29 protein-coding genes are annotated in these 20,471 nt (G+C 22.8%); 6 read left to right on the top strand and 23 right to left on the bottom strand.

Translation table 4 applies throughout. From position 1 onward, the window contains the following. The first annotated feature begins 78 nt into the window (after nucleotides 1–78). Together greA and AACK83_RS05200 are read left to right on the top strand one after the other, a co-directional pair. Nucleotides 79–600, top strand: a complete 522-nt coding sequence (gene greA, locus AACK83_RS05205; protein ID WP_252320669.1) for a transcription elongation factor GreA — start codon at nucleotides 79–81, stop codon at nucleotides 598–600. Nucleotides 601–831: 231 nt separating this feature from the next. Beyond that, on the top strand, nucleotides 832–1,182 hold the full coding sequence (locus tag AACK83_RS05200) for a hypothetical protein (RefSeq protein WP_338959699.1): 351 nt from the start codon (nucleotides 832–834) through the stop codon (nucleotides 1,180–1,182). Nucleotides 1,183–1,256: 74 nt separating this feature from the next. On the opposite strand, the gene AACK83_RS05195 is transcribed toward AACK83_RS05200, so the two are convergent. Both AACK83_RS05195 and AACK83_RS05190 read right to left on the bottom strand, forming a co-directional pair. Next, nucleotides 1,257–1,460 (bottom strand): hypothetical protein, encoded by a 204-nt coding sequence (locus AACK83_RS05195; RefSeq protein ID WP_338959696.1) that lies wholly within the window; start codon nucleotides 1,458–1,460, stop codon nucleotides 1,257–1,259. 213 nt (nucleotides 1,461–1,673) lie between these two features. Beyond that, entirely contained in the window at nucleotides 1,674–2,834 is a 1,161-nt protein-coding gene (locus AACK83_RS05190; protein WP_338959693.1) for an Mbov_0401 family ICE element transposase-like protein, read from the bottom strand. A gap of 73 nt (nucleotides 2,835–2,907) precedes the next feature. Between AACK83_RS05190 and AACK83_RS05185 the strand changes: the two genes are divergently transcribed. Together AACK83_RS05185 and AACK83_RS05180 are read left to right on the top strand one after the other, a co-directional pair. Next, complete coding sequence (locus AACK83_RS05185; protein ID WP_338959691.1) at nucleotides 2,908–4,614, top strand: hypothetical protein; 1,707 nt, start codon at nucleotides 2,908–2,910, stop codon at nucleotides 4,612–4,614. Nucleotides 4,615–4,858: 244 nt separating this feature from the next. Then, nucleotides 4,859–5,053, top strand: a complete 195-nt coding sequence (locus tag AACK83_RS05180) for a hypothetical protein (RefSeq protein ID WP_338957845.1) — start codon at nucleotides 4,859–4,861, stop codon at nucleotides 5,051–5,053. Here AACK83_RS05180 and AACK83_RS05175 read toward each other — a convergent pair. From AACK83_RS05175 to AACK83_RS05095, 17 genes are all read right to left on the bottom strand, one after another. After that, the gene (locus AACK83_RS05175) at nucleotides 5,050–6,552 is read right to left on the bottom strand and encodes a hypothetical protein (protein ID WP_338959689.1); all 1,503 of its coding nucleotides are present in this window, start codon (nucleotides 6,550–6,552) and stop codon (nucleotides 5,050–5,052) included. The two genes, AACK83_RS05180 and AACK83_RS05175, sit on opposite strands and share 4 nt — an antisense overlap. Beyond that, nucleotides 6,515–6,922: a hypothetical protein gene (locus tag AACK83_RS05170; protein ID WP_338958198.1), complete on the bottom strand. Its 408-nt coding sequence runs from the start codon at nucleotides 6,920–6,922 to the stop codon at nucleotides 6,515–6,517. Before AACK83_RS05170 ends, AACK83_RS05175 begins: the two co-directional genes overlap by 38 nt. Nucleotides 6,923–7,025: 103 nt before the next feature. Further along, nucleotides 7,026–7,931, bottom strand: a complete 906-nt coding sequence (locus AACK83_RS05165) for a hypothetical protein (protein ID WP_338958200.1) — start codon at nucleotides 7,929–7,931, stop codon at nucleotides 7,026–7,028. Nucleotides 7,932–7,942: 11 nt separating this feature from the next. Then, nucleotides 7,943–8,698, bottom strand: coding sequence for a hypothetical protein (locus tag AACK83_RS05160; protein WP_338959564.1), 756 nt, complete (start codon nucleotides 8,696–8,698; stop codon nucleotides 7,943–7,945). Between the two features lie 9 nt (nucleotides 8,699–8,707). Continuing rightward, entirely contained in the window at nucleotides 8,708–8,995 is a 288-nt protein-coding gene (locus AACK83_RS05155; protein ID WP_338959561.1) for a hypothetical protein, read from the bottom strand. 2 nt (nucleotides 8,996–8,997) lie between these two features. Beyond that, the gene (locus AACK83_RS05150; RefSeq protein ID WP_338958204.1) at nucleotides 8,998–9,189 is read right to left on the bottom strand and encodes a hypothetical protein; all 192 of its coding nucleotides are present in this window, start codon (nucleotides 9,187–9,189) and stop codon (nucleotides 8,998–9,000) included. A 9-nt stretch (nucleotides 9,190–9,198) separates the two neighbouring features. Beyond that, nucleotides 9,199–9,396: a hypothetical protein gene (locus tag AACK83_RS05145; RefSeq protein ID WP_338959282.1), complete on the bottom strand. Its 198-nt coding sequence runs from the start codon at nucleotides 9,394–9,396 to the stop codon at nucleotides 9,199–9,201. Nucleotides 9,397–9,480: 84 nt separating this feature from the next. Next, nucleotides 9,481–9,774 (bottom strand): hypothetical protein, encoded by a 294-nt coding sequence (locus tag AACK83_RS05140; protein WP_338958209.1) that lies wholly within the window; start codon nucleotides 9,772–9,774, stop codon nucleotides 9,481–9,483. 11 nt (nucleotides 9,775–9,785) lie between these two features. Next, a complete protein-coding gene (locus AACK83_RS05135; RefSeq protein WP_174480864.1) occupies nucleotides 9,786–10,040 on the bottom strand; it encodes a hypothetical protein in 255 nt (84 codons plus the stop codon). Between the two features lie 21 nt (nucleotides 10,041–10,061). Next, nucleotides 10,062–10,268 (bottom strand): hypothetical protein, encoded by a 207-nt coding sequence (locus tag AACK83_RS05130; protein WP_174480862.1) that lies wholly within the window; start codon nucleotides 10,266–10,268, stop codon nucleotides 10,062–10,064. Nucleotide 10,269: 1 nt separating this feature from the next. After that, nucleotides 10,270–10,503 carry a hypothetical protein gene (locus tag AACK83_RS05125; RefSeq protein WP_174479931.1) on the bottom strand — a complete coding sequence of 78 codons (234 nt, stop codon included), beginning with the start codon at nucleotides 10,501–10,503 and terminating at the stop codon, nucleotides 10,270–10,272. Between the two features lies 1 nt (nucleotide 10,504). Next, nucleotides 10,505–11,362 (bottom strand): hypothetical protein, encoded by an 858-nt coding sequence (locus tag AACK83_RS05120; RefSeq protein ID WP_338959687.1) that lies wholly within the window; start codon nucleotides 11,360–11,362, stop codon nucleotides 10,505–10,507. A gap of 119 nt (nucleotides 11,363–11,481) precedes the next feature. Then, nucleotides 11,482–11,646: a hypothetical protein gene (locus tag AACK83_RS05115; RefSeq protein WP_338958215.1), complete on the bottom strand. Its 165-nt coding sequence runs from the start codon at nucleotides 11,644–11,646 to the stop codon at nucleotides 11,482–11,484. Between the two features lie 22 nt (nucleotides 11,647–11,668). Further along, nucleotides 11,669–11,908, bottom strand: coding sequence for a hypothetical protein (locus AACK83_RS05110; RefSeq protein ID WP_338958218.1), 240 nt, complete (start codon nucleotides 11,906–11,908; stop codon nucleotides 11,669–11,671). A gap of 18 nt (nucleotides 11,909–11,926) precedes the next feature. Next, the gene (locus tag AACK83_RS05105) at nucleotides 11,927–12,127 is read right to left on the bottom strand and encodes a hypothetical protein (RefSeq protein WP_338958221.1); all 201 of its coding nucleotides are present in this window, start codon (nucleotides 12,125–12,127) and stop codon (nucleotides 11,927–11,929) included. Nucleotides 12,128–12,129: 2 nt separating this feature from the next. Further along, on the bottom strand, nucleotides 12,130–12,411 hold the full coding sequence (locus AACK83_RS05100) for a hypothetical protein (RefSeq protein ID WP_338958222.1): 282 nt from the start codon (nucleotides 12,409–12,411) through the stop codon (nucleotides 12,130–12,132). 359 nt (nucleotides 12,412–12,770) lie between these two features. Then, the gene (locus AACK83_RS05095) at nucleotides 12,771–13,706 is read right to left on the bottom strand and encodes a rolling circle replication-associated protein (RefSeq protein ID WP_338958223.1); all 936 of its coding nucleotides are present in this window, start codon (nucleotides 13,704–13,706) and stop codon (nucleotides 12,771–12,773) included. A gap of 645 nt (nucleotides 13,707–14,351) precedes the next feature. Between AACK83_RS05095 and AACK83_RS05090 the strand changes: the two genes are divergently transcribed. Then, nucleotides 14,352–15,089, top strand: coding sequence for a UPF0236 family transposase-like protein (locus AACK83_RS05090; RefSeq protein WP_338959684.1), 738 nt, complete (start codon nucleotides 14,352–14,354; stop codon nucleotides 15,087–15,089). Between the two features lie 182 nt (nucleotides 15,090–15,271). Here the strand turns inward: AACK83_RS05090 and AACK83_RS05085 are convergent, their stop codons facing one another. Beyond that, nucleotides 15,272–16,390 carry an Mbov_0401 family ICE element transposase-like protein gene (locus AACK83_RS05085; RefSeq protein WP_338956980.1) on the bottom strand — a complete coding sequence of 373 codons (1,119 nt, stop codon included), beginning with the start codon at nucleotides 16,388–16,390 and terminating at the stop codon, nucleotides 15,272–15,274. Nucleotides 16,391–16,686: 296 nt separating this feature from the next. Between AACK83_RS05085 and AACK83_RS05080 the strand changes: the two genes are divergently transcribed. After that, nucleotides 16,687–16,920 carry a hypothetical protein gene (locus AACK83_RS05080; RefSeq protein ID WP_338956981.1) on the top strand — a complete coding sequence of 78 codons (234 nt, stop codon included), beginning with the start codon at nucleotides 16,687–16,689 and terminating at the stop codon, nucleotides 16,918–16,920. Between the two features lie 87 nt (nucleotides 16,921–17,007). On the opposite strand, the gene AACK83_RS05075 is transcribed toward AACK83_RS05080, so the two are convergent. From AACK83_RS05075 to AACK83_RS05065, 3 genes are read right to left on the bottom strand one after another with little or no spacing between them, the layout of a single operon-like run. Continuing rightward, nucleotides 17,008–19,134: a hypothetical protein gene (locus AACK83_RS05075; RefSeq protein WP_338957151.1), complete on the bottom strand. Its 2,127-nt coding sequence runs from the start codon at nucleotides 19,132–19,134 to the stop codon at nucleotides 17,008–17,010. Beyond that, nucleotides 19,079–20,326, bottom strand: coding sequence for a hypothetical protein (locus AACK83_RS05070; protein WP_338957148.1), 1,248 nt, complete (start codon nucleotides 20,324–20,326; stop codon nucleotides 19,079–19,081). The genes AACK83_RS05075 and AACK83_RS05070 overlap by 56 nt, the downstream gene beginning before the upstream one ends. An 18-nt stretch (nucleotides 20,327–20,344) precedes the next feature. Further along, entirely contained in the window at nucleotides 20,345–20,467 is a 123-nt protein-coding gene (locus AACK83_RS05065; RefSeq protein WP_255495924.1) for a hypothetical protein, read from the bottom strand. Between the last annotated feature and the right edge of the window lie 4 nt (nucleotides 20,468–20,471).

The following is a 20,471-nucleotide window of genomic DNA, read 5'->3' as shown; positions in this document are numbered from 1 at the left end:
TTTTTTTAAAACCATTTATCCTTATGATATAATTATTTACGTTCTTAAAATATTAAATTATATAAATGGAGGCATTTAATGAGCGAAATTAACAAAAATAAAGAAATAATAATTTCAGAACAAGGTTTAGAAAAGTTAAAAACTGAATTATATAAACGAATTAATGTTGAACGTGAATCGATAAAAGAACGATTAAAAGCAGCTAGGGCTGATGGTGATTTATCAGAAAATGCTGATTATACTAGTGCGCGTGAAGAGCAAGGTAAAAATGAAGCACGCATTCAAGAACTTGAAACGATTATTACTAGTGCTGTTATTCTTGAAGAACAAAAACAACGTAAAAATAGTAATATCAAAGCAGTTCGTGTTGGTAGTTGAGTAACAATTGTAAAAATTAAAGATGGTAAAATTGTTTCTGATTCAGAAGAAAAATTTAAAATTGTTGGAAGTATTGAAAGTAATCCATTTGAAGGATTAATTTCTAATGAGTGCCCATTAGCAGTATCAATTATGAATTGTGTTGTTGGTGATATTGTTGATATTAAAGGTATTAAAGAAACATATAGGGTAAAAATTATAGAAGTAAAAAATCAATTATAAATAATTTAATTAAAAATGATCACTATTTATTAGTGATCATTGGGAGATTGTCAAAAATCCGGAATAAATTAAAACATATATAGTCTTATTATGCTTAGACAAGAAATAATTTGGATTTTTATGAAATTGTATTTAAATAATATAATTTTTTTCAATAAATTGCAACTAAAATACTTATAATTAAGTTATCTAGGTGTTAAACTTATTGTAAAAGTTAAGGAGAATTTAAAAATGAAACTTAAAGCAATTAAAAAATTACAGTTAATAACTGTATTACTATTTGTTTTAACTATTTTAATAACTATTATTGCTTTAATATTAATTGGTATTTCAAATTTTAGTTATAATAATTATGAACAGATTAAAATTACAAATGGATTTAATATTTTAAAAATTTATAGTACATATTTTACTTTATGTCATTGTGCAAATCATATATGTTTATTTCATATTTTTCAAAATAATGATAATTATTATAATTGAATTCAATTGCAAATTGGAGTTATTTTATTAATAATAGTGATGCCGATTTTTATATTTATAATTATAGCATTAGCTTTTTTCATTATTGGCTTAAAATAGAAAAATAAAAAATAATAATTTTTGAGATGCTATTGCAAATTGTGAAATAATAAGTAATTATTACATTCATTAAATTATGTTTCTAAATTTATCTTATTACATTTAAAAATAACCATTTTAATGTAAATCAAAATATTATATGTTCTATTACCAAGCATTTCTTTTAAAACATGTCAAATATTAGTTTCTGTAAAACAACCAATATTTCATTTTGCACCTTGATTTTCAATACCTTGTTTATTATTTTTAAAATATTTTTTCTTTATTTTTGGGAGCATACCGATGTTGTCAATAATATTCAAATTTGTCTTTAAATTATAAGTTTAGACGAGAATAATTTAGACTTCAATATGCAATTGTAAGTTAATCTTAACACTTCAAAAATATTAGTCAACAATAATACTTACTTTTATAACTCAAAAATTCTTATTAAAGTTTTCTTTAATAAGTTTTATTTTATTTTTATTTATTTTTTAAATTTAAGTTTTAATTTATAATAACTGGATAATTGTATTTATTTGATAACATTTAAAATTAACCATTTTTGTATACATATCAATGTTATAAGTTCTATCACCAATCATATGCTTTAAAATTTGTTTAATATTAGTTTCAGTAAAGCAACCAATATTTTCAACTAATGCTTGGTTTAATACACCATCTTTTGCATTAATAAAATAACCAACTTTTAATTTTTTATATTGTAAAGTTAATGATTGTAAAAAATCAATTAATTCATAATATTGACCTTTGGCAAATAAATTTATTGCATTTTGATAGTGTAATTTAGCAATTTGATTTTTTCTTCTTCCTGCCATTATACCAAGAAATAAAACATGAAAAGCATGAAATTTATCTAAAATAAATTTAGCATTTAAAATTGTAGCAGTTTTTCTAATTCATTTTGCACTATCTCCACAAACTATTAAATTTGCTTGGTCAAAGTTTTCAAAAAATAAATTACCATATTTTTCTATTAATTTTGCGGTTTTTTCAGCACCAATTTCTGTTTTTGAAACTCTTATTTTACATACAGCTCTTTTATTAATTAATTTTCCATTTTTCTTTTTACCAGTACACATTACTATTAATCTCATCGAACATTTTTTACAATTTTTAGTATTGTGTTTTTCATTAAACTTAAATTTTCGATGACCATCATCAATATTTACATATAAATTTTGATTTGGTTGTAATGGTATTTTGGGAATATTTGCTTTTGGTAATTCAAATTTTTGATATGTTCTACAAACTGTACTATTACTTATTAAATTTTCAATAAAAGTATCACAAACATCACGATACTTTTTACCATCAGCAAAATATTTTAAAATTTGTTTAATAACGTTAGGTGCAAGTTTACTATATTTTTTAACACCAAGATAATTATCTAATAATGATACGTACTCCATTTTTTGTGTTTTTGTGTTATAATGTGTACAAATACATCGTTTATAAGTTAATAAACCTTTTTTTGCTTTTAATTTTCGTTGTCTAAATCTATATGATTTATATTCAGATTTATCACATATACTTCATAAATAATCATCTATTTTTGCAAATAATTCTTCTGTTTGTTTTAAACTTAATTCATCTTGATTAAAATCATGTTTGTCTCAATCAAAATGATTTGCGAATGGTAATATAAACATTTTTAATGTTCCTTTCTAATTTTTGTTTGTTAATAATTTAAGTTTAATTTTTTTTAAAAAATAAGGAGTAAATATGGCTTTTATTAGTAGTTATGGACAATTAAATAAAAAATATAATCTTAATTTTAGTGATAATAATTATGGTTTTAGTTGAGATATTTTTAAAGAATTTGTTGGTGATGAATGAGCAGAATATTTTACTACTAATTGTTTTTATCGTTTTGTTCCAACAGCACGTGGAACAAGAAAAACTTGAAACTGTTTAGCATTTGATTTATTTATATGTTGTAATTTTAGAGATAGTAGTGTTCAAGAAGTAAGAAGATATGAAAATACTCATAGTGAAACTACAATTGGTGCTTTAATGAATGTTTGTCAAGTTTTATTAGATACATATAATATTAATTTATTACCTAATAATCCACATGGCATTAAATGAAAAATTACTAAGGATGGGGGATGTATTATCTTTCCAAGTAATCAACAAATTGACTTTATTGGTTATGCTAATGGTAATAAGATTTTTGGAAAAGAAGCAGGTGGGTCAAGTTTTTTAGGTTCAAGAACAGATGAAATTATTATGGCAGAAGAAAAAGAAACATTAACTGAAAAACAATTAACATATCGATATGAACGTTTACAAAACTCTATGTTTAGAAGTAATCGTATTAAAGTATCAAATAAACCTATTAAAGAGTGAAGTTGAACATTTATTGATAAAAATATATATAGTTCTACCTTTGGACAAAAGATTACTCGTTATTTTTATAAAAGTTTTTTCATTACTTTTACATGTAATCCTTATGATAAATATCATCCATTTTATTTAAAATACTGTACACCATTTTTATCATTAAATGATGAAGTCATGAAAAATCTTAAAAAAGTTGGTAAAGTTTATTATGAAAATAAAGATATGTTTAGTGGTTTAGGTTTATTTGTTTTAAGATTTACTATTCAACCATTTTGAAATAAATTACCTGACATTCAACAAAGAACATTATTAGAAATGGAAAAAAGTAATCCAGATGAATATAATACTGTTTATTATGGTTTTGAATTTTTAGATAGCGATGCAACAATTTTCCCATTTCAAAAAACAGTAAAATATTGACAATCATATGATTTAAAACAATTTTATAATCAAGAAAAAGAAATGTATAAATTTGATTTTTATAGTGTTGGTATTGATTGAGCTACGGGACCAAAAGACCATACTGTATTTATGGTAGTTGGTTTTAAAGAATATAATAATACTGGTTATTATGATGCTTATATTATTTGTGAATTAGTAGTTACACCAAATGACTTTATAAATGAAAATGAAAAAATTAATGCTTATGTTAATGAAATTTTAGGATTAATGGATAATTTTGAAAATTTTGAACAAGCAATTTATTTTTATGATGATAAAGCACGAACTGCCATTGATTGATTAAATCAAAAATTAATCGATGAACATAATACTATTCTAATAACACAAACTGCTATTAAACATGCTTCAAATTTAAATCAAGAAGCAGGATTAACTAATAGAGTGGTTTGAATGAGAAATATTATGAGTTATGGAAATTTTTATGCAAATAAAGATGATTTACCAAAAACAACTCAATGTTTAGAAGAATTACGTTATGATGAAACAAAAACTAATATTCCTGACAAAAATATGTATCAAGACCCATATGATGCTTTGTTTTATTCACTGTATCCATATAAAAATGTAATTAGGGGTAAAAATAATGCTACTGTGAAAAAAAGTATCTTCACATTTGCTATATAATAAACAAATACAATTCAATTAATAGTATAGGTATCAAAAAATAAAAACCTTTAATTTAGGCGTTATTTTACTTTTAAAAGCATACTTGTAAAAATAATCAAAAATAGTACAATTTAAAAGTAAAATCAAGGAAAAAAGGAGTAATTTAATATGAAAACATGAATAAAAACAAATTTAAGTAAAATAACATTAGCATTAGCACTAACTGGTGCTACAACCGGAACAATAGGATTAATCATGGGGGGTGCTTACCCATGAAAATACTAAACTTAAATATTATTTAACACCAGATGGAAAAGCAATATATGGAACAAGTATTATATGATGAAATAAAGCAATAAGCCCCAATAAAACAGAATTATATTTTGCATGAAAACCTACTAATAAAGAAGACGTAAAATGAGATGGAAATTATACTACTGGATATTTTAGTAATTAAATTTCTAGATTTATATAAGAAATATTTTCATTATATTTATCAAATAAATTAATATTTTGTAAGTTTATTTCTTGTTTATCAGTAATTAAAATTAAATCATAATTACCAGCACCAAATATTCCACTAATTTCAATTCGATTTAAGTTATTAATCGGATTTTCAATTTGCAATTCAAATTCGTTATTATTATCAATTTGTGAAATTTCTTTATAAAATTCTAATTTTGAAAATAACTGAAATTTATTTGAACCATATAAATTTAAAGAATTTTCAATTTTACTTTTATCAATAACTACTCTTGTAAAATATTTTCCATATTCACCATTACCTAATGTTCAATCTGCTGGGATTAGTGACGGTATATTATTAGTTTCTAATTCATTTGTAATAGATAATCAATTAAATTGATTATCATCTAATTTAAATAATTCATTTTGACTAATATCAATATTTTTTAATTTAATATTATTGATATCTATAAAATCAAAATATGCAGATTTTAATGTTACTTTTGCATCTTTAAAATTTCAAACTTCACCACTATCTGTATGTATAGGATTTGATTTTAATTCGAAATAATATGGTAATAAAATTTTATTATCATCATTTAAACCTTTATTAATTGACATATTTGAATAAATATTATGTGATAACATAATTATTAATTGTTTAAATATTTTTACTTGCTCTAAGTTAATATAATTTGGATAATCTAATTTTCATTGTTTGAATAAATTAGTAATAACATCATCGGGTTTTTGTCCTTCAAATTTTTGTCTTAATTCTGCTATTTTATTTTTAGGATTTCCATTTTCATATATAGCACCATCAAAGTTTCTATTATAATTATATGTATAAGTTAGCATATCTAATAATACTTTTTGTAAACTATCAACTGGTGGTTTATCTTTTATTTCTAATTCAACATCTTTAAATTCATCATTTGTAGCAATACTTGTATATGTTGTACCTAATGCATCATGAATTTTTCATATTTCTTTATCTTTCAGTTCTCGTTTTTCTTTTAATGGTCATTGTCCAAAATCATGAGAACTTATAAAATAACCTAATCAAGCATTAGTTACTCTGGCATTATTAATAATTTCTTTTCTTGTTTCTCTACCACCACCAATAGCAATTAAATCTAAAACTGATTTTTCTTGCCCTATAAATTGTTTTGCTAATTTTCAAGGTAAAATTTGTTCACTAAATCATTGTTGTAATATTCTAACTTTTGGTTGAGTTTCAATAGGCATTGATAATAGCGGAAATGCTATCTTATCTTTGACAAATAACTTTGGGTATACTTCCATATTATCAACTTCACCAAGTAATAGGGGCTTTGCCCCTCGTTGCTTCGCAACTCACCCCAGCGGGGCTAAACCCCGCGGCCAACCAACCAAGGTTCTGGTTGGCTCCGACCAATAATATAGGTTTAAATTTTTCAAAATACTATAATTTTTATAAAAATGGATTTGTTTTTTTTGAAAATTTATCAAAATTTTCTTTTTTTTCTGATTTTATTTTTAATTCTTGCATTTGTTTTTCAATTTCTTTTTTAAGTCTTCTGTCTTCTTCTTTTTTTTGTAATTCCATTCGTTGTTGTTCTCTTCTTATACGTTCCTTCTGTTCACATTCTCAGGCTTTTTCATGAGCTTTTTGTTCTTCTGCTTTTCTTCTTTCACGGTCTCTTTTTTCTCATTCTTCTTTGACTCTTGCTTCTTTTTCAGCTCTTTTTAGCTTTTCTTTTATTTTTTTTTCTTCTTTTTTCCTTTCTTGTTGAAACTCATTATATTTCTTCATATCTTCTTTTTTTTGAGCTTTAGCTTTATCATTAAATTCCTTATATTGTTCATTTTTTTTTCACATAATTTAATCACCTTTCTTTTTCAAAATAAAAAACTCATTTATTTTTAAAATAAAATAATGAATTAAAAACTTATATTAAGTTTATGAATTTATTTTAGCATCTTTATTTATTTTTGTTAGAATGTTTATTTCTATAATAACAAGCACGACATACAGTATTTTTAGTTTCTTTCTTTTCAGTCTGTAATATATTATCCAACTTATCTAATCCTACTGCTTTAATATCATCAACAGTAAAATCTAATGCTTGTGACTGTTCATAGTCTTTAACACTACTTAATTCACTCTTTAACGAATGAATATAATTTAAAGCACGACTATTATATCTTTGTAAATAAGACTTAGGAAATCATAAACTAAAAGTCATAGTTTCACCACTATAACTGGGTGGTAATCCACCACGTTTAATTATTCGCTTTGTTTGTCTTTTAGATAAAACAATTTTATTATAATCATCAACATTAGTATAAATATTAAGTTTAAACTTAACTAAAAATAATAAAATACGCATTCTTTTAACTTGAACAATATACTCTACTTTTTCACGTGCTTGTTTTGGTATTCTATCGGGGTGTTGTTCAATCATATACATAATTCCATTAAAATTATGACCTATCAATTTACAAAACATTCCTAAACTTTCCTGTGTTTCTTTAAATTCGGGTGACAAATCATTACTATTAATTTTTAAACCTAATTCATCAAAAACAAGCATATCATTCTCTTTAAAAGCATAATTACTATTTAATTGATTAAACTTAAAAACATCATCATAAGAACAGCGATAACTATATTCATTACGTACTTTAATAGGAATAGGACTAACTACCCTACCCTTATGTTTTTGTGCTAAACAACAAGCAAGGGCAGATTTACCAGTACGTGGTGGTGCTGAAATAATATAACTACCTACACGTTGTAATATCTTTATATTTTTTCTAGTTATTAAAAATGGATATAGTATTATTAATAATAAAATTCCTAAAAGGAAATAACCATATCAAGGCATTATTTCAACTCCTAACCAACTAAAAATCCTACTGCTTTTAAAAATACTCATAAAGTTAAAACTTGTTCTAAACCACTAGTAAAATCAACATTTAAAACAGAACTAATAGTATCATCAAAAATACGTCTCAATAATCCATCAAGTTTAGTAAAAAATTCTCTTAATGGTTCAACTGGTAAAACTTTACCAACAACACCATAAAGTACTCATCTAAAAGCATTACGCAAATGACCAAAAACATCATATCAACTAACACGCTCATACTCAGGGTTAAAAGGACTATTTGGTGGAACTGGCATAACTTTTTCACTTGAAAAAATATTAACTTGACCAAGATTTAACTGTGGTGACATATAAGAATATGAATCGCCGTGAACATCAAAAAATACTGTTAAATGTTTTAAATTTGGTACACGAATAGGCAAAGTAACAAAATTATATAAATGTTGCTGATAAATATTATTATCAACCTTACCTTTAAAAACATACTTTGTATCACCAACATAATCTAAAAAACTAAAAGTAAAATTAGCAGTAAAAGTTTTAAAACGTTCATATTCAAAATAAAACATAAATCCTTGAATATAAAAACTCAAAGGTTTATCAATTTCAAAATTTAACTGTGTTTGAAAATTTATAACTCTCCTATCGTTATTAACAAAATTCAAATGATTAGTATTCTTTTCTGAAACATAATTATGATTAAACATAATACGTGAAAATTCATCCAATTGTTTTCTATTAAAAGTATAAACGCCAGACCCCATATTTATCTGTTATTTTGGAACACCAACTGTATCACTATAATAAGAACATATATAAGTACCCTGATTACCAATATATTCACCACTAACTAATTTTAAATCCGGTTGGTCAATGTCAAAATAAGCAGAATTTCATGGAATTGTTGCTCAATCATTAAAATCATTATACTTAACGTGTTTAACCATTTCTTTTGTAATATCATAATTAACAACATTAGGGTCATTTGAAACAATTAAACTAGTTGGTGCTTGAACAGAAGTATTTACAACAAAAAATATTTTTGCAAACTTAAATCACATAATTATTTACCAAATAAACATTTTAAAATTCACCATGAACCATAAAACAAAACAAATCCAATAAAAAACTGTGTACCATAAACTACTAAATTTCATAAAATAGTAGTAAAATCATCAACTGGCTTACCTATAAACATAGTTCAATAATCAACTATACATTGATGTATTTTATTATAAATTTCTAAAACACTCATACTTAACACCTACCCAAACAATGACCTAAAAACAAATTTAATAACACGATAAATAAAATTAAAAAATACACCTAATACCAACCAAAAAGTCAAATTAAACAAAATATAAACTTCATTAGTAATGTTTGGTTGATTTAAAAATATTTGAATATCTTTACTAGAAAATATAAAAATAAAATGTAATATACTAAGAACAAAATTAGACATAATTAATCACCAATACCAAAATCACGAGTTGAACTACCAGTAAACTTATTACCACCAGCACCACCTTTAAACTTACCTTGTTGTTTATTTCTTGTTTTTCACTTTTTCAACACGTCTTTGATAACTCTTAGCAATTTGTTGACCAGTACCAACACCCAAAGAAACAGAACTTTTACCAATGAACTTAACAGCATATCCTAAACCTAATGTTGGTAACATCAATTCAGGTAAAATAACCCTAAATGCAAATCTAAGCAAAATCAAAAATATCATTAACGTACCTAAATTAAAACCTAAATCACCAAGTGGAAAACTAAAAAACTTCATAAAAATTGAAGCAAATAATTGCATAACAGTTGTAATAAAAGGTATAAACATAATTTCACATCCTAATGTCTTGTAAATCTAAATAATCCTAAAATTAAATAAAATACAAAACTAACATTTATTAAAGCAAGAATAGGCAAAGGTAAAGTGTATAAACTATCATAAAAAAACGACTTAATAAAAAGTGTCACAGTATGTAATCCAGCAAAAGAACTTAAATACTGCATATAAATAGTTTGTACCAAAGTATTAACAACTGGTAAAAGTCTACCTAATAATGGTAAAACAAAAACCAAACTAAAAAATAACTTTACCATTTGCTTACTCCTTTCTAATTACTAATGAGTTCCATGGATAATATGACCAACAAACTGCTTAATAAATACAAGAACCATAAATACGATTGAAATTAAAACTGGTCAATTTGTAAGTGTTCCACCATCGCCAGTAGTAAATACTCAACCAAAAATATAAGTAAAAGCATTTAATAATTGTTGTCCAACACCACCTATCATGGTTAATAATGCTGATAGTCCAGCGGGCATATTAATCACCCCCTTTCTCTAATTCTTTTTGTTGTTTTTCCATTTCTAATTTACGTTTCTTCTTTTCAAAATCTTTACGACAAAAAGTACAATCAGGGTCATTTTCTTTTTCCTTTACATGTTTTTTATGTTTGAATTTCTGTATACCCTCATGTATTCAATTACGACAAAATCAAAGTATAAGACAAAACCCACCAATATATAAAGCATATTTTATAATCTCCTTAAAATCCATTTTAAACACCACCTAACGTATAAGCATAAGAATAATCCCAATTTAAACTTGCTCTATCTAAATTAATCTCAGACATACTATCATCATTTAAATCAACATCAACCATACTATCATTTGTACTTTGATAATCACTAACACTAGCATTAATTAACCTTGCTCTTTCATCAGTAAATACTTCTTGTAACTCTGTATTATTATGTGTATTTCCTAACGGTAACAATAAAGTATTTATAATCTCACTTGCTTCGGCAATAATAGTAGGAATAGCAAAATAATTATTAAAATTATTATTAATACCCATAGCAACACCACTACTAATCAAACATCCACCAGTACCCATATTTGCTATCTTTCTTATATTTTGAAATTTATTAGGTATTAACTCAGTTAAGCCACTAATAACATTTGCTATACCAAAACTATTTAAAGATATATAAGTATCTCAGTCTACAAAAGGCTTATCAATTACTGGCTTAGGAGTTGGTATTGGTGTAGGAATTGGTAGTTCAGTAGGACATGGTGGTCAAAAACAAGGTTCATCTCTTAATAAAGAAACTGACTTATCTACATACTGAACAAAATTAGCATAATTAATTAAACCAATTGTTCCTAAACCTAAAAATATCTTTTTATAACTATTAATAACTTTATTTCTAGTAGTAGGTCTTTGATTAATATTCCATATATCAATTCCTAACTTTTTACTAAATAATAATGAATTAATAGAACCTAATATTGGGTCTTTTAAATATTGACCATAATAAGCACTTACGCCAACCATAGCACTTAAAGGACTTAATCCAGTTCTTAAAATTTTAATTAAAGTATAATTACTAGTTTGCTCTAATTCATTAGGCATAAATAAAACTCCTTACTTTATATAATAATAAGGAGCATATATATACTAATTTGTATAACATGGGAGCAAAGTACACAAAAAAGTATATATATACTCCCTATTTAGTTTTTTTTAAAATATTATTTTAAATGTTTAATAACAGTCTTTCTTTTAATCTCACTATATTTAAACTTTTCTTCATCTTTACCAAGATAATTAAAAGAATGTAAAAGTAAAGTTTGAAATTTAATTAAATCATTAACAACCGTTTCTAATTCTTCAATACGTTTTTCTAAATCTTGCACTTTTATATACCACCTTATTTTTTTATTTATTACATTTATGATTTTTATTTCAACAATGATAACATTTATTACAATCAACACAAATTAAATTTTCAAGCATAGTTAATATCATTGAAACATCAAAATTACCATAAGGCTTTAAAAATTTTGTAGTACATTTTTTATTACTACAACGAAAATTAACAAATTCATCTAATAAAAAATCTAAAAACTTTTTTTCATCAATTCCATTCATTTTTAAATAACTTTCAACATTTAACATTTTAAACCTACCTTAATTTTAATTTTCTTTTAACTGTAATTGTTTTTTTCTCATTGATTTATTTAACGCTATATTTAATATACAATTAGGACAATAATAATTTTTAGTATATAAATTTTGTAAAACTTTTTTAGGACAAATAACTTGGTCACAAAGTTTACACATATAAATTGCTAAATGAAATGCTTGTTCACATAAACAATTATCATTTTTAACCATAATTATTTATCTTTTCATTCAATAATATCTACAATAGTACCGGATAAATCTAATTTTAAATCATAATAATTACCAACTTTAAAACTAAGTTTATGTAAATATTGTGTAAAATCATTAACTACTAACGGGTTATATCATTTATCCCGTACTTTACCGGTAGGTATATTTGTTTGTTTATTAATTTCTAAAAAAGTTAAAACATCAAATTTCAAATTTTGACCTTGATTATTTTTATCAGGTATCATTCTATTTTTATCAATATTAACCAATTGAACTTTAAACATAAAAATTGCCAACTTCTTTCTATATAAAATATAAATTGAATTGGCAAACAATTATAAATAACTAAATTAAAAATATACAACTATAAAATTAATTTAATAAATAAAAAGTTCTTATATTAATATTTAACTATTCCTGGTAGGGAATTGTAAACCAATTCAAATAAGTTAAATATAATTTAAAAACTAATCTAAAATATATTTACTTATAAGTAGATAATATCATAATTAAATAAAATATCAATAAATATAAAACAAAAAGTAAAGACATTTACTACCTACCAGAACAGCAAATATCTTTACCACAATTAAAGTATAACAAATGTACCAAAAAATACAAATATTACAAAAAAAATATAAAATTAATGTAAAATCCGTTTATTTAAAAATATTTTTTGAATTTTGCTTTTATCAAAAATTTTATAAATAAAATCTAAAATATCATTTTTATTAAATGTATTTTTTAATCAATACCTAAATCGTAAACTTTCTAAACTAACATAATAATTAAAGTCTTTAAAATAATCACAATTTGCAACATAATCATAACTTCCACCAATTAAATTGGTAACACCTTGTTCATTTGGTTTAGTTTTAAATAAATAAAATTCTTTTGCTTTTGCACATGCTTGTACTAATTCTTGTAAACTTAACATTTTAGTTCCGCGAACTACAAGCGGATTTCTACAATTTCTACTAAATGAATATGCTTGAACACCAACATCTTTTTGATTTAATGATTTAATATTTTCTTGTACTTTTGTTACATATTTACTCAAATATTTAACTACAAATTCATTTGTTCCTTTATGTACAACCTTTAAATCAATACCTTTATTATTACCAGCATGTGTTCATCATGTAGTTATCATACTATATGGTATTTTACGATTAAATAATATATGAAAATGAACTGCACCACGCTTTTGATATTCATAAACATAAAAATATCTTAATTCACCCAAATGTTTAGCACGTTTAGGGTCATTTCATCAACGTTTTAAACGTTTAAAGAATAATTGTAAATCATGTTTTGCTTTTTTAATATCAGTTTCATTTTTATGATAAGTTAAAGTTAAAAAACTCAAAACTCTTGCATTATAAAAATTATGTAATGCTTTTTGAACTAATTTACATTTAGTACGAACATTATTATTTCTTAATTTAGTATTATTACCAATATTCTTTATACCTAATTTATTTCTCTCATTTTTTAAAATATCAATAGGCAAAACAACATTCTTAACATAACAAGCATAAAAAATTTTTTTAACATAAAAATTGTATGAAATATTCATCTATAATCAATCCTGGTAGGAATTTTTGATAAAATTGAATGATTTATAAATAAATATAAATCTTTATATATATTATCATAAAAAATAAAAAAAAGTATCAAATTTGACACTTGCGGTGAAAAATGATACTTAACTTACTTAACCAAGTACAATTATAACAAAAAATAGCATTACACTGCTATTTTTTTATTTTTTCTTCTAAATTTGTTTTTTACAGTTAATCAGAATTTAAAATTAGGATGGTCTTTTTTATATATTTTATATGCTCAAAATAAACCAAAAAAATTCAAAGATATAAACATAAAAAATATACCCATTTTTTTCTCTATGACATAAATCATGTCCTTTACATGTAATTAACACCAAAAATACTATTCCAAACATTACTGAAAGTACTATTACATCTGCTAATCATTGCTCAATCATTTTTATTTTCCTTTTCTATTTATATTTTTCTTTATTGTACATTATTTTATTAAAAAAGAAAAGATAACTAATAAAAGTTATCTTTTAAACGTAAATAGAATTTGCAGTTTATTTTATCGTTCTTTAAAATTATACTCTAAAACCAAACATTTTTCAACAATATTTTAATAAATTTGATACAATTTTGGAGTTAAAAAATAAATAGAAAGGTGTTAAAAAATGTTTAGTTTTAAAGGATTTCTAAAATCTGAAATCACTAATATTTTAGCAAAATATTTTCAAAAAATACAGGGTTTTGATGAATATTTTTTTCTAAATAGAGATAAAAATCAATATAAAGTTGCTTGAACATGTAATAGAACAGTAAATACGCCAATTGGAATGGATACTTTTAGACAAAGAGTTTATTGAGATAAAATTAATAAAAAACATTATTATCCAATTTATGAAGAATTTGGTATTAAAAAAAGAGCAAGAATTACTAATGATTTATATTTTGATATATTAGATAATTTAATTGAAAATTTAATAAGTAAAAAAGGTTATTTTAATATTCAATCAGAATTTAAATATACTTCTTTTTCTAAAAATCTTATTTCAAGAATTTTTAAAAATGCAAAAATTGAAAAATGAATACCAGAAGAAAAATTTAAAGTATTAGATAATGAAAAATTAAATATATGTGCAGATGATGCTTATATAACTTTTTGAGATGAAAATGGTTTAAAACAACAATATTGTTGTAGACTTTTAACTTATAATTTAGGAAGAAAAGAAATTTATTCATATAGAAATAAATTAGATAAGAAAATAACTTCATTTATGTTATTTAAAACTAATAATGCACCAAAACAAGAAGAATTACATAATTTTACAATGCAAACTATTAAAAAAATCAGGGACGGTAACAAAAACGGAGGATATAATTACTTTTTAAACATTTCTTTTAAATTATAGACAAGAAATAATTGTAATTATATGCAATTGTAAGTAAATATTACTACTAAATTAAATTAATTTCAATTAAAATACAAATATTAAAAAATCAATAAGAAAATTTAATATAAATACACAACAAAAATTCTTATTAACTTTTAATTAATAAGTTTTTAATATTTTAATAAAAATAAAAATTTTGATTATGTTTTAGAATTGACAAGATTACACTTAAAAATAACCATTTTAATATAAATATCTATGCTATATGTTCTATTACCAAGCATTTCTTTTAAAATATATCAAATATTACTTTCAGCAAAAGTACCAATATTTCATTTTGCACCTTGATTTTCAATTCCTTGTTTATTATTTTTAAAATATTGTTTTTTTAATTTTTTATGATTTTTTAATATTTCATTCATATACTTTATTAATTCATCATATTGACCATTTTCAATAAAGTTTCTACAAGTATTATATTCTTCAAAATATTTTCCTTTGTTTCCAGCAATAATTCCTACATACAACTTTTTAACTAAATGGAATTTATCTAAAACAAATTGTGCATCTAAATAATTAGCAACATCTTTAATTCATTCTGCACTATCACCACAAATAATGATTTTTGCTTGGTCAAAATTTTCAAAAAATCTATTTCCTTGTTCTAAAATAAATTCAGCAGTTTTTTGAACTCCAATTTTAGTTTTTGTTGGTCTTATTATTACATCTACTCTTTTATTAACTAATTTATGATTAACATTATCTGTACAAAATAACACTAAACGCATTGAATATTTACCAGAATTTCGTTTAAATTTTCAAAACTTTCGATGTCCATCATCAATACTAATATAAATAAATTGATTTGGTTCTAATTTTATTTTAGGAACATCTAATTTACTAACTTGATATTCTTGAAATAATCTACTAATACTTGTTGTGCTAAATTTTGTTTGTTTCATAGTATGTAAAATGTCAATATACCTTTTTCCATCTGCAAAATGTTCAATAACATTATTTTTGATATCCTGACAAGTCCTTTTGTATTTAGGTAATTGCAATTTTTCATCTAATAAACAAATAGGAACTCATTTTTTTAATTGTTCATCATAATATTTATAATCACGACATTTATAAGTAACAAGACCATTGATAGTATTTCTAGTTCTTGTTTTAATTTTAACGGGGATATATTTTCTATCTCTTTCTTTTAAGATTCTTCAATCTGTTTTTTCTCATTGATTTTTTACATCATCTCTAAATGATTGATACATTCTTTTTGTTGCTTCTTTTAAAGTTCATAAATAATTAAAACTCATATTTTTTCTCCTAACTTTTTTTAAATTTTAAATTTATTGTAAATATATTTAAAAAATTAATTTACTTTTTTATTATAAACATATATAAGTGTAATTTAAAATTAAATCAAAACTTTTTAAAAAACGACTTTCATATTTAAAATATAATAAACAATTTCAATATAATTAATAGTATAGGTATCATAAAATAAACGCCTTTAATTTAGGCGTTATTTTGCATTTAAAAGCATACTTGTAAAAATAATGAAAAATAGTACAATTTAGAAATAAAATTAAGAAAAAAGGAGTAATTAAACATGAATGAACAAAATTCTGAATTACATTATGCTAAAAATATAGCAAAACAAAGAAAAACACAAAGGAATATATTTATTGGTATATCTACATTTATGACTGTATTATTTATTATTTCAGCAACAGCATTAGGTCTTGCTTGTAAAGACGGAAGACAAAAATTAAGTTTTTATTTAAAACCCGACCATACAGCAGTCTGGGGGGGCAACTATATGAGAACATCGTTATGACCATAATATAATTTCATTATATTTTGCAAATAAAAAAGGTGATAAAACAGATATCAAATGAGATGGTACTTATCCTAATGGATATTTTAATAATTAAATTTCAATATTAATATAAGATAATGTTTCATCATTTGAATTAAATAATTGAATATTATTAATATTTATGGTTTTACTTTCTGTTTCTAGCAGAATATCATAATTACCAATACCAAAAATTCCGGAAATTTCTAGTTTATGTAAATTAGAAATTTCTTTTTCTATATTGAATTTAATTTCATTACTAAAATAATCTTTTTGCACGAAATTAAATCAATCTCAACTTGAAAAATATTGTTTTTGACTATTAAATAATTTTAATAACTCTAAAACGTTATTAATTATACTTTTAACCATATATTTACCATATTCACCATTATTTAAACTAATATCTTGTGGTAATAATGAAGGTATGTTATTACTTTCTAGATTATTAGTTAATGATAATCAATTAAATTGGTTATTACTTAGTTTAAATCATTCATTTTGACTAATATTCTTATTTTTAACTTTAATATTATTAGGGTCAGTAAAATCAAAATACTCAGATTTTAAAACAACATAAACATTATCAAAACTTCATCTATCATGACTTGATTTTCTTGTTGGTTTTGATTTTAATTCAAAGTAATAAGGTAATAATAATTTATAGTCATCATCTAAACCTTTATTAATTGATAAATAAGAAAGTATACAATTTGATAACATCATAATTACTTGTTTAAAAATTTTTACTTTTGAATTATTAATAAAATTAGGATTGTCTAATTTTCATTGTTCAAATAAATTATTAATTACATCATGTGGTTTTTGATTTTCAAACTCATTTCTTAATTTTGTAATATCAGGTGTTTCTTTAACATCTGGATTTGCATCATATTTTGGGTCATAACCTTTAAAATTTGCTTGATAATTATAAGTATAACCTAACATATCCATTAATAATTTTCCCAATGTTGTAGTTGGTTTAATTTTATCGTAAGTTAAAACTACACTATCAATTTCATTGATTTTTCAATGTGTTTGTGCAGTTGCTTGTCCTTCTGCAACTTTAATAGTTCACTTTTTATTTTCTAATAATCTAGGACAGTTAGGACCACATGAAGTATCAGTATCTGCTGAAATATAACTACTTTCATCATTTTTTGAAAAAATAAAATTCATTTCTTTTTGAATATTAGTTTGTTGGTTTTTTTCATTAGTAACGATTGTTTCAACATTTTTTAATTCAATTTTTTTAACGTGTTTAAATTCTTGTGATGGTGGATTAGGTATAATTTCACCAATATCTAAATATTCTAAAATAGAATTTTGATTAATGAAATTTTTAGCAATATTTCACTCTAAAATTTGGTCACTAAATCATTGTTGTAAAATATTAACTTTTGGTTGAGTTTGAATTGGTAAAGCATATAATGGAAATAATTGGTTATCATCAGCAATTAATAAATTTGGTGATACTTTTAATCCATCAATTTCACCATTTACTTTTATATTGCCAAATAACATTGTTTTAGGAAATTTTAAAGTTATACTTTTAACCTTGGTATCTTTGTCTAATGGTTTTTGTAATTTAATAATAATTGGATAACCATCTCTTGTTTTAAAATCTTTAATTTTAATAATAGTAATACTTTTAGTACTTCTTGTTTTTGGATTTTGATAAGGTTGTGAATAGTTATTAATGATATATAAATTATCAATATTATTTTCAGTTAATGGTTCATTAATAGATACTGCATATAACTTAAATTGATTTAATAAATTTATTTCTTGAAATATTAAATTTTTAATATCAGTCATACTATATTCAATTGTATTATCATTAATATTAGTACTTGCTCTTTGATTTAATTGCATAGTAAAGTCTGATGTTTCAGCAGCAGTAGTTTTTAATACTTTATCAATATCAATAAAACCTATTTTAATAGTATTTGCTGAAAATCTTAAACTATTATTTTCATTATTTTTAAATAAACGCTCAATTTCATAAATATAAATTGTTCTTTTTTTAAATTCATCGTATGCTCTATTAATATCTGGGTCACTAGTAGCACCCATCATATTAGTAAAATCATATGGAATATTATCAATTAAATAATCATTTTCTACTTCTGCTTGATTAAGTTTAGTTTGCTTCTGTTTCTGTGGAAACTTCGTTTGTGGTTTGTTGTTGTTTTCCATTGTTATCTCCTATTAATTGGTTATTTTCGGGATTAAATAATTTTAATTTAACTGTTAAATTATTAATTTCTTGTTCATCATTAATATTAAATGTTTTACTATTTAATAAATCTTTATCAATTTTCACTAATATTTGAATAAATTTAAGAATATCAATATTAAATTGTCATAATTTTTGTTCAATATAATTAATAGTTGAAATATTAACTGCTGTACTTTCGGGAACTGATTGTTGTGCAGATTTCTTTTGACTTGGTATATGAATACCACAACGTTTAAATATTTCATTAACATTTCAATCATATATATCAGTTAAATTTTTACCTTTAAAATTACTATTTGTCATATTGATATTTTCGTTTTGTTCATTATTATCTCCACCACTTTTAAATATGTAGTTTTTAGTAACCAAAGTTCTTACTGCTTCTTCTAATGCTGATTGAACATTACCATAAGTTTGACTAAATATAAATTTAGGTGAGTTTAAAATAGTATCTAAAACAATTTGTTCATAAATAACATCTAATGCTTTAATTTTATCCATTACTTTATCACAATCTGCTTGTTCATTTGCTTTATTTCTCATAATTGCTATTGGTATATAGTTAATGTTTAATGTTTGTTCTTGTGATAAATTAGGATTATTAATGTATGATTTAAAATCTAATGGAAATTGTTTTTTATTATCACTAATACTATAAATTGCACGATTAATTGTTACTTGTTCATTATTTAATGTATAAACTTCGAATAATCTTACAGTTTGTGCATTTTGTTGATAACTATCATAAAAAATAGTACATTCAATTAATTTACCAGTAATATCATAAACTCTTTGTTGTATATCAACTACTTGAAAATATAAATTATCATTTGCAATATAAATTAAATAACCACTAATTCCTAATTTACTTAATTTAAAAATAGAATTTCAATTTTTTCTATAAAATTCTTGTTGAATTAAATATTGTTTAATGGTTTCATTATTAATTTCTAATGGAGCATTATATAAATTAGCATTATTTTCTGCTACAAAATCAGTAAAATAAGTTTCATGGTTAAAATCATTAAAACCAAAATAATTTAAAATAGAAGCATGTGTACTTTTATTTTTATTAGTTAAAAATTTTAATTTTTCACTTTGATTATCATTAATATTATTTTTTTCTTTTCTTTTAAATAAACTTAGCATAATATTCACCACCTTTCTTTAAAATATTTGATTAATTTTTAATATAATTTTTACAATAATGAATATAATTAAACCAGCAGTTGCTGATGATAGAATTACTCCAATTAAACCTAAAATAATTTTTATAATTTTAAAAAACATAATA

The sequence above is a fragment of the Spiroplasma endosymbiont of Tiphia femorata genome (assembly GCF_964020225.1).
Lineage (GTDB): Bacteria > Bacillota_I > Bacilli_A > Mycoplasmatales > VBWQ01 > Spiroplasma_E.
This window is presented reverse-complemented; position numbering and strand designations above follow the sequence as displayed.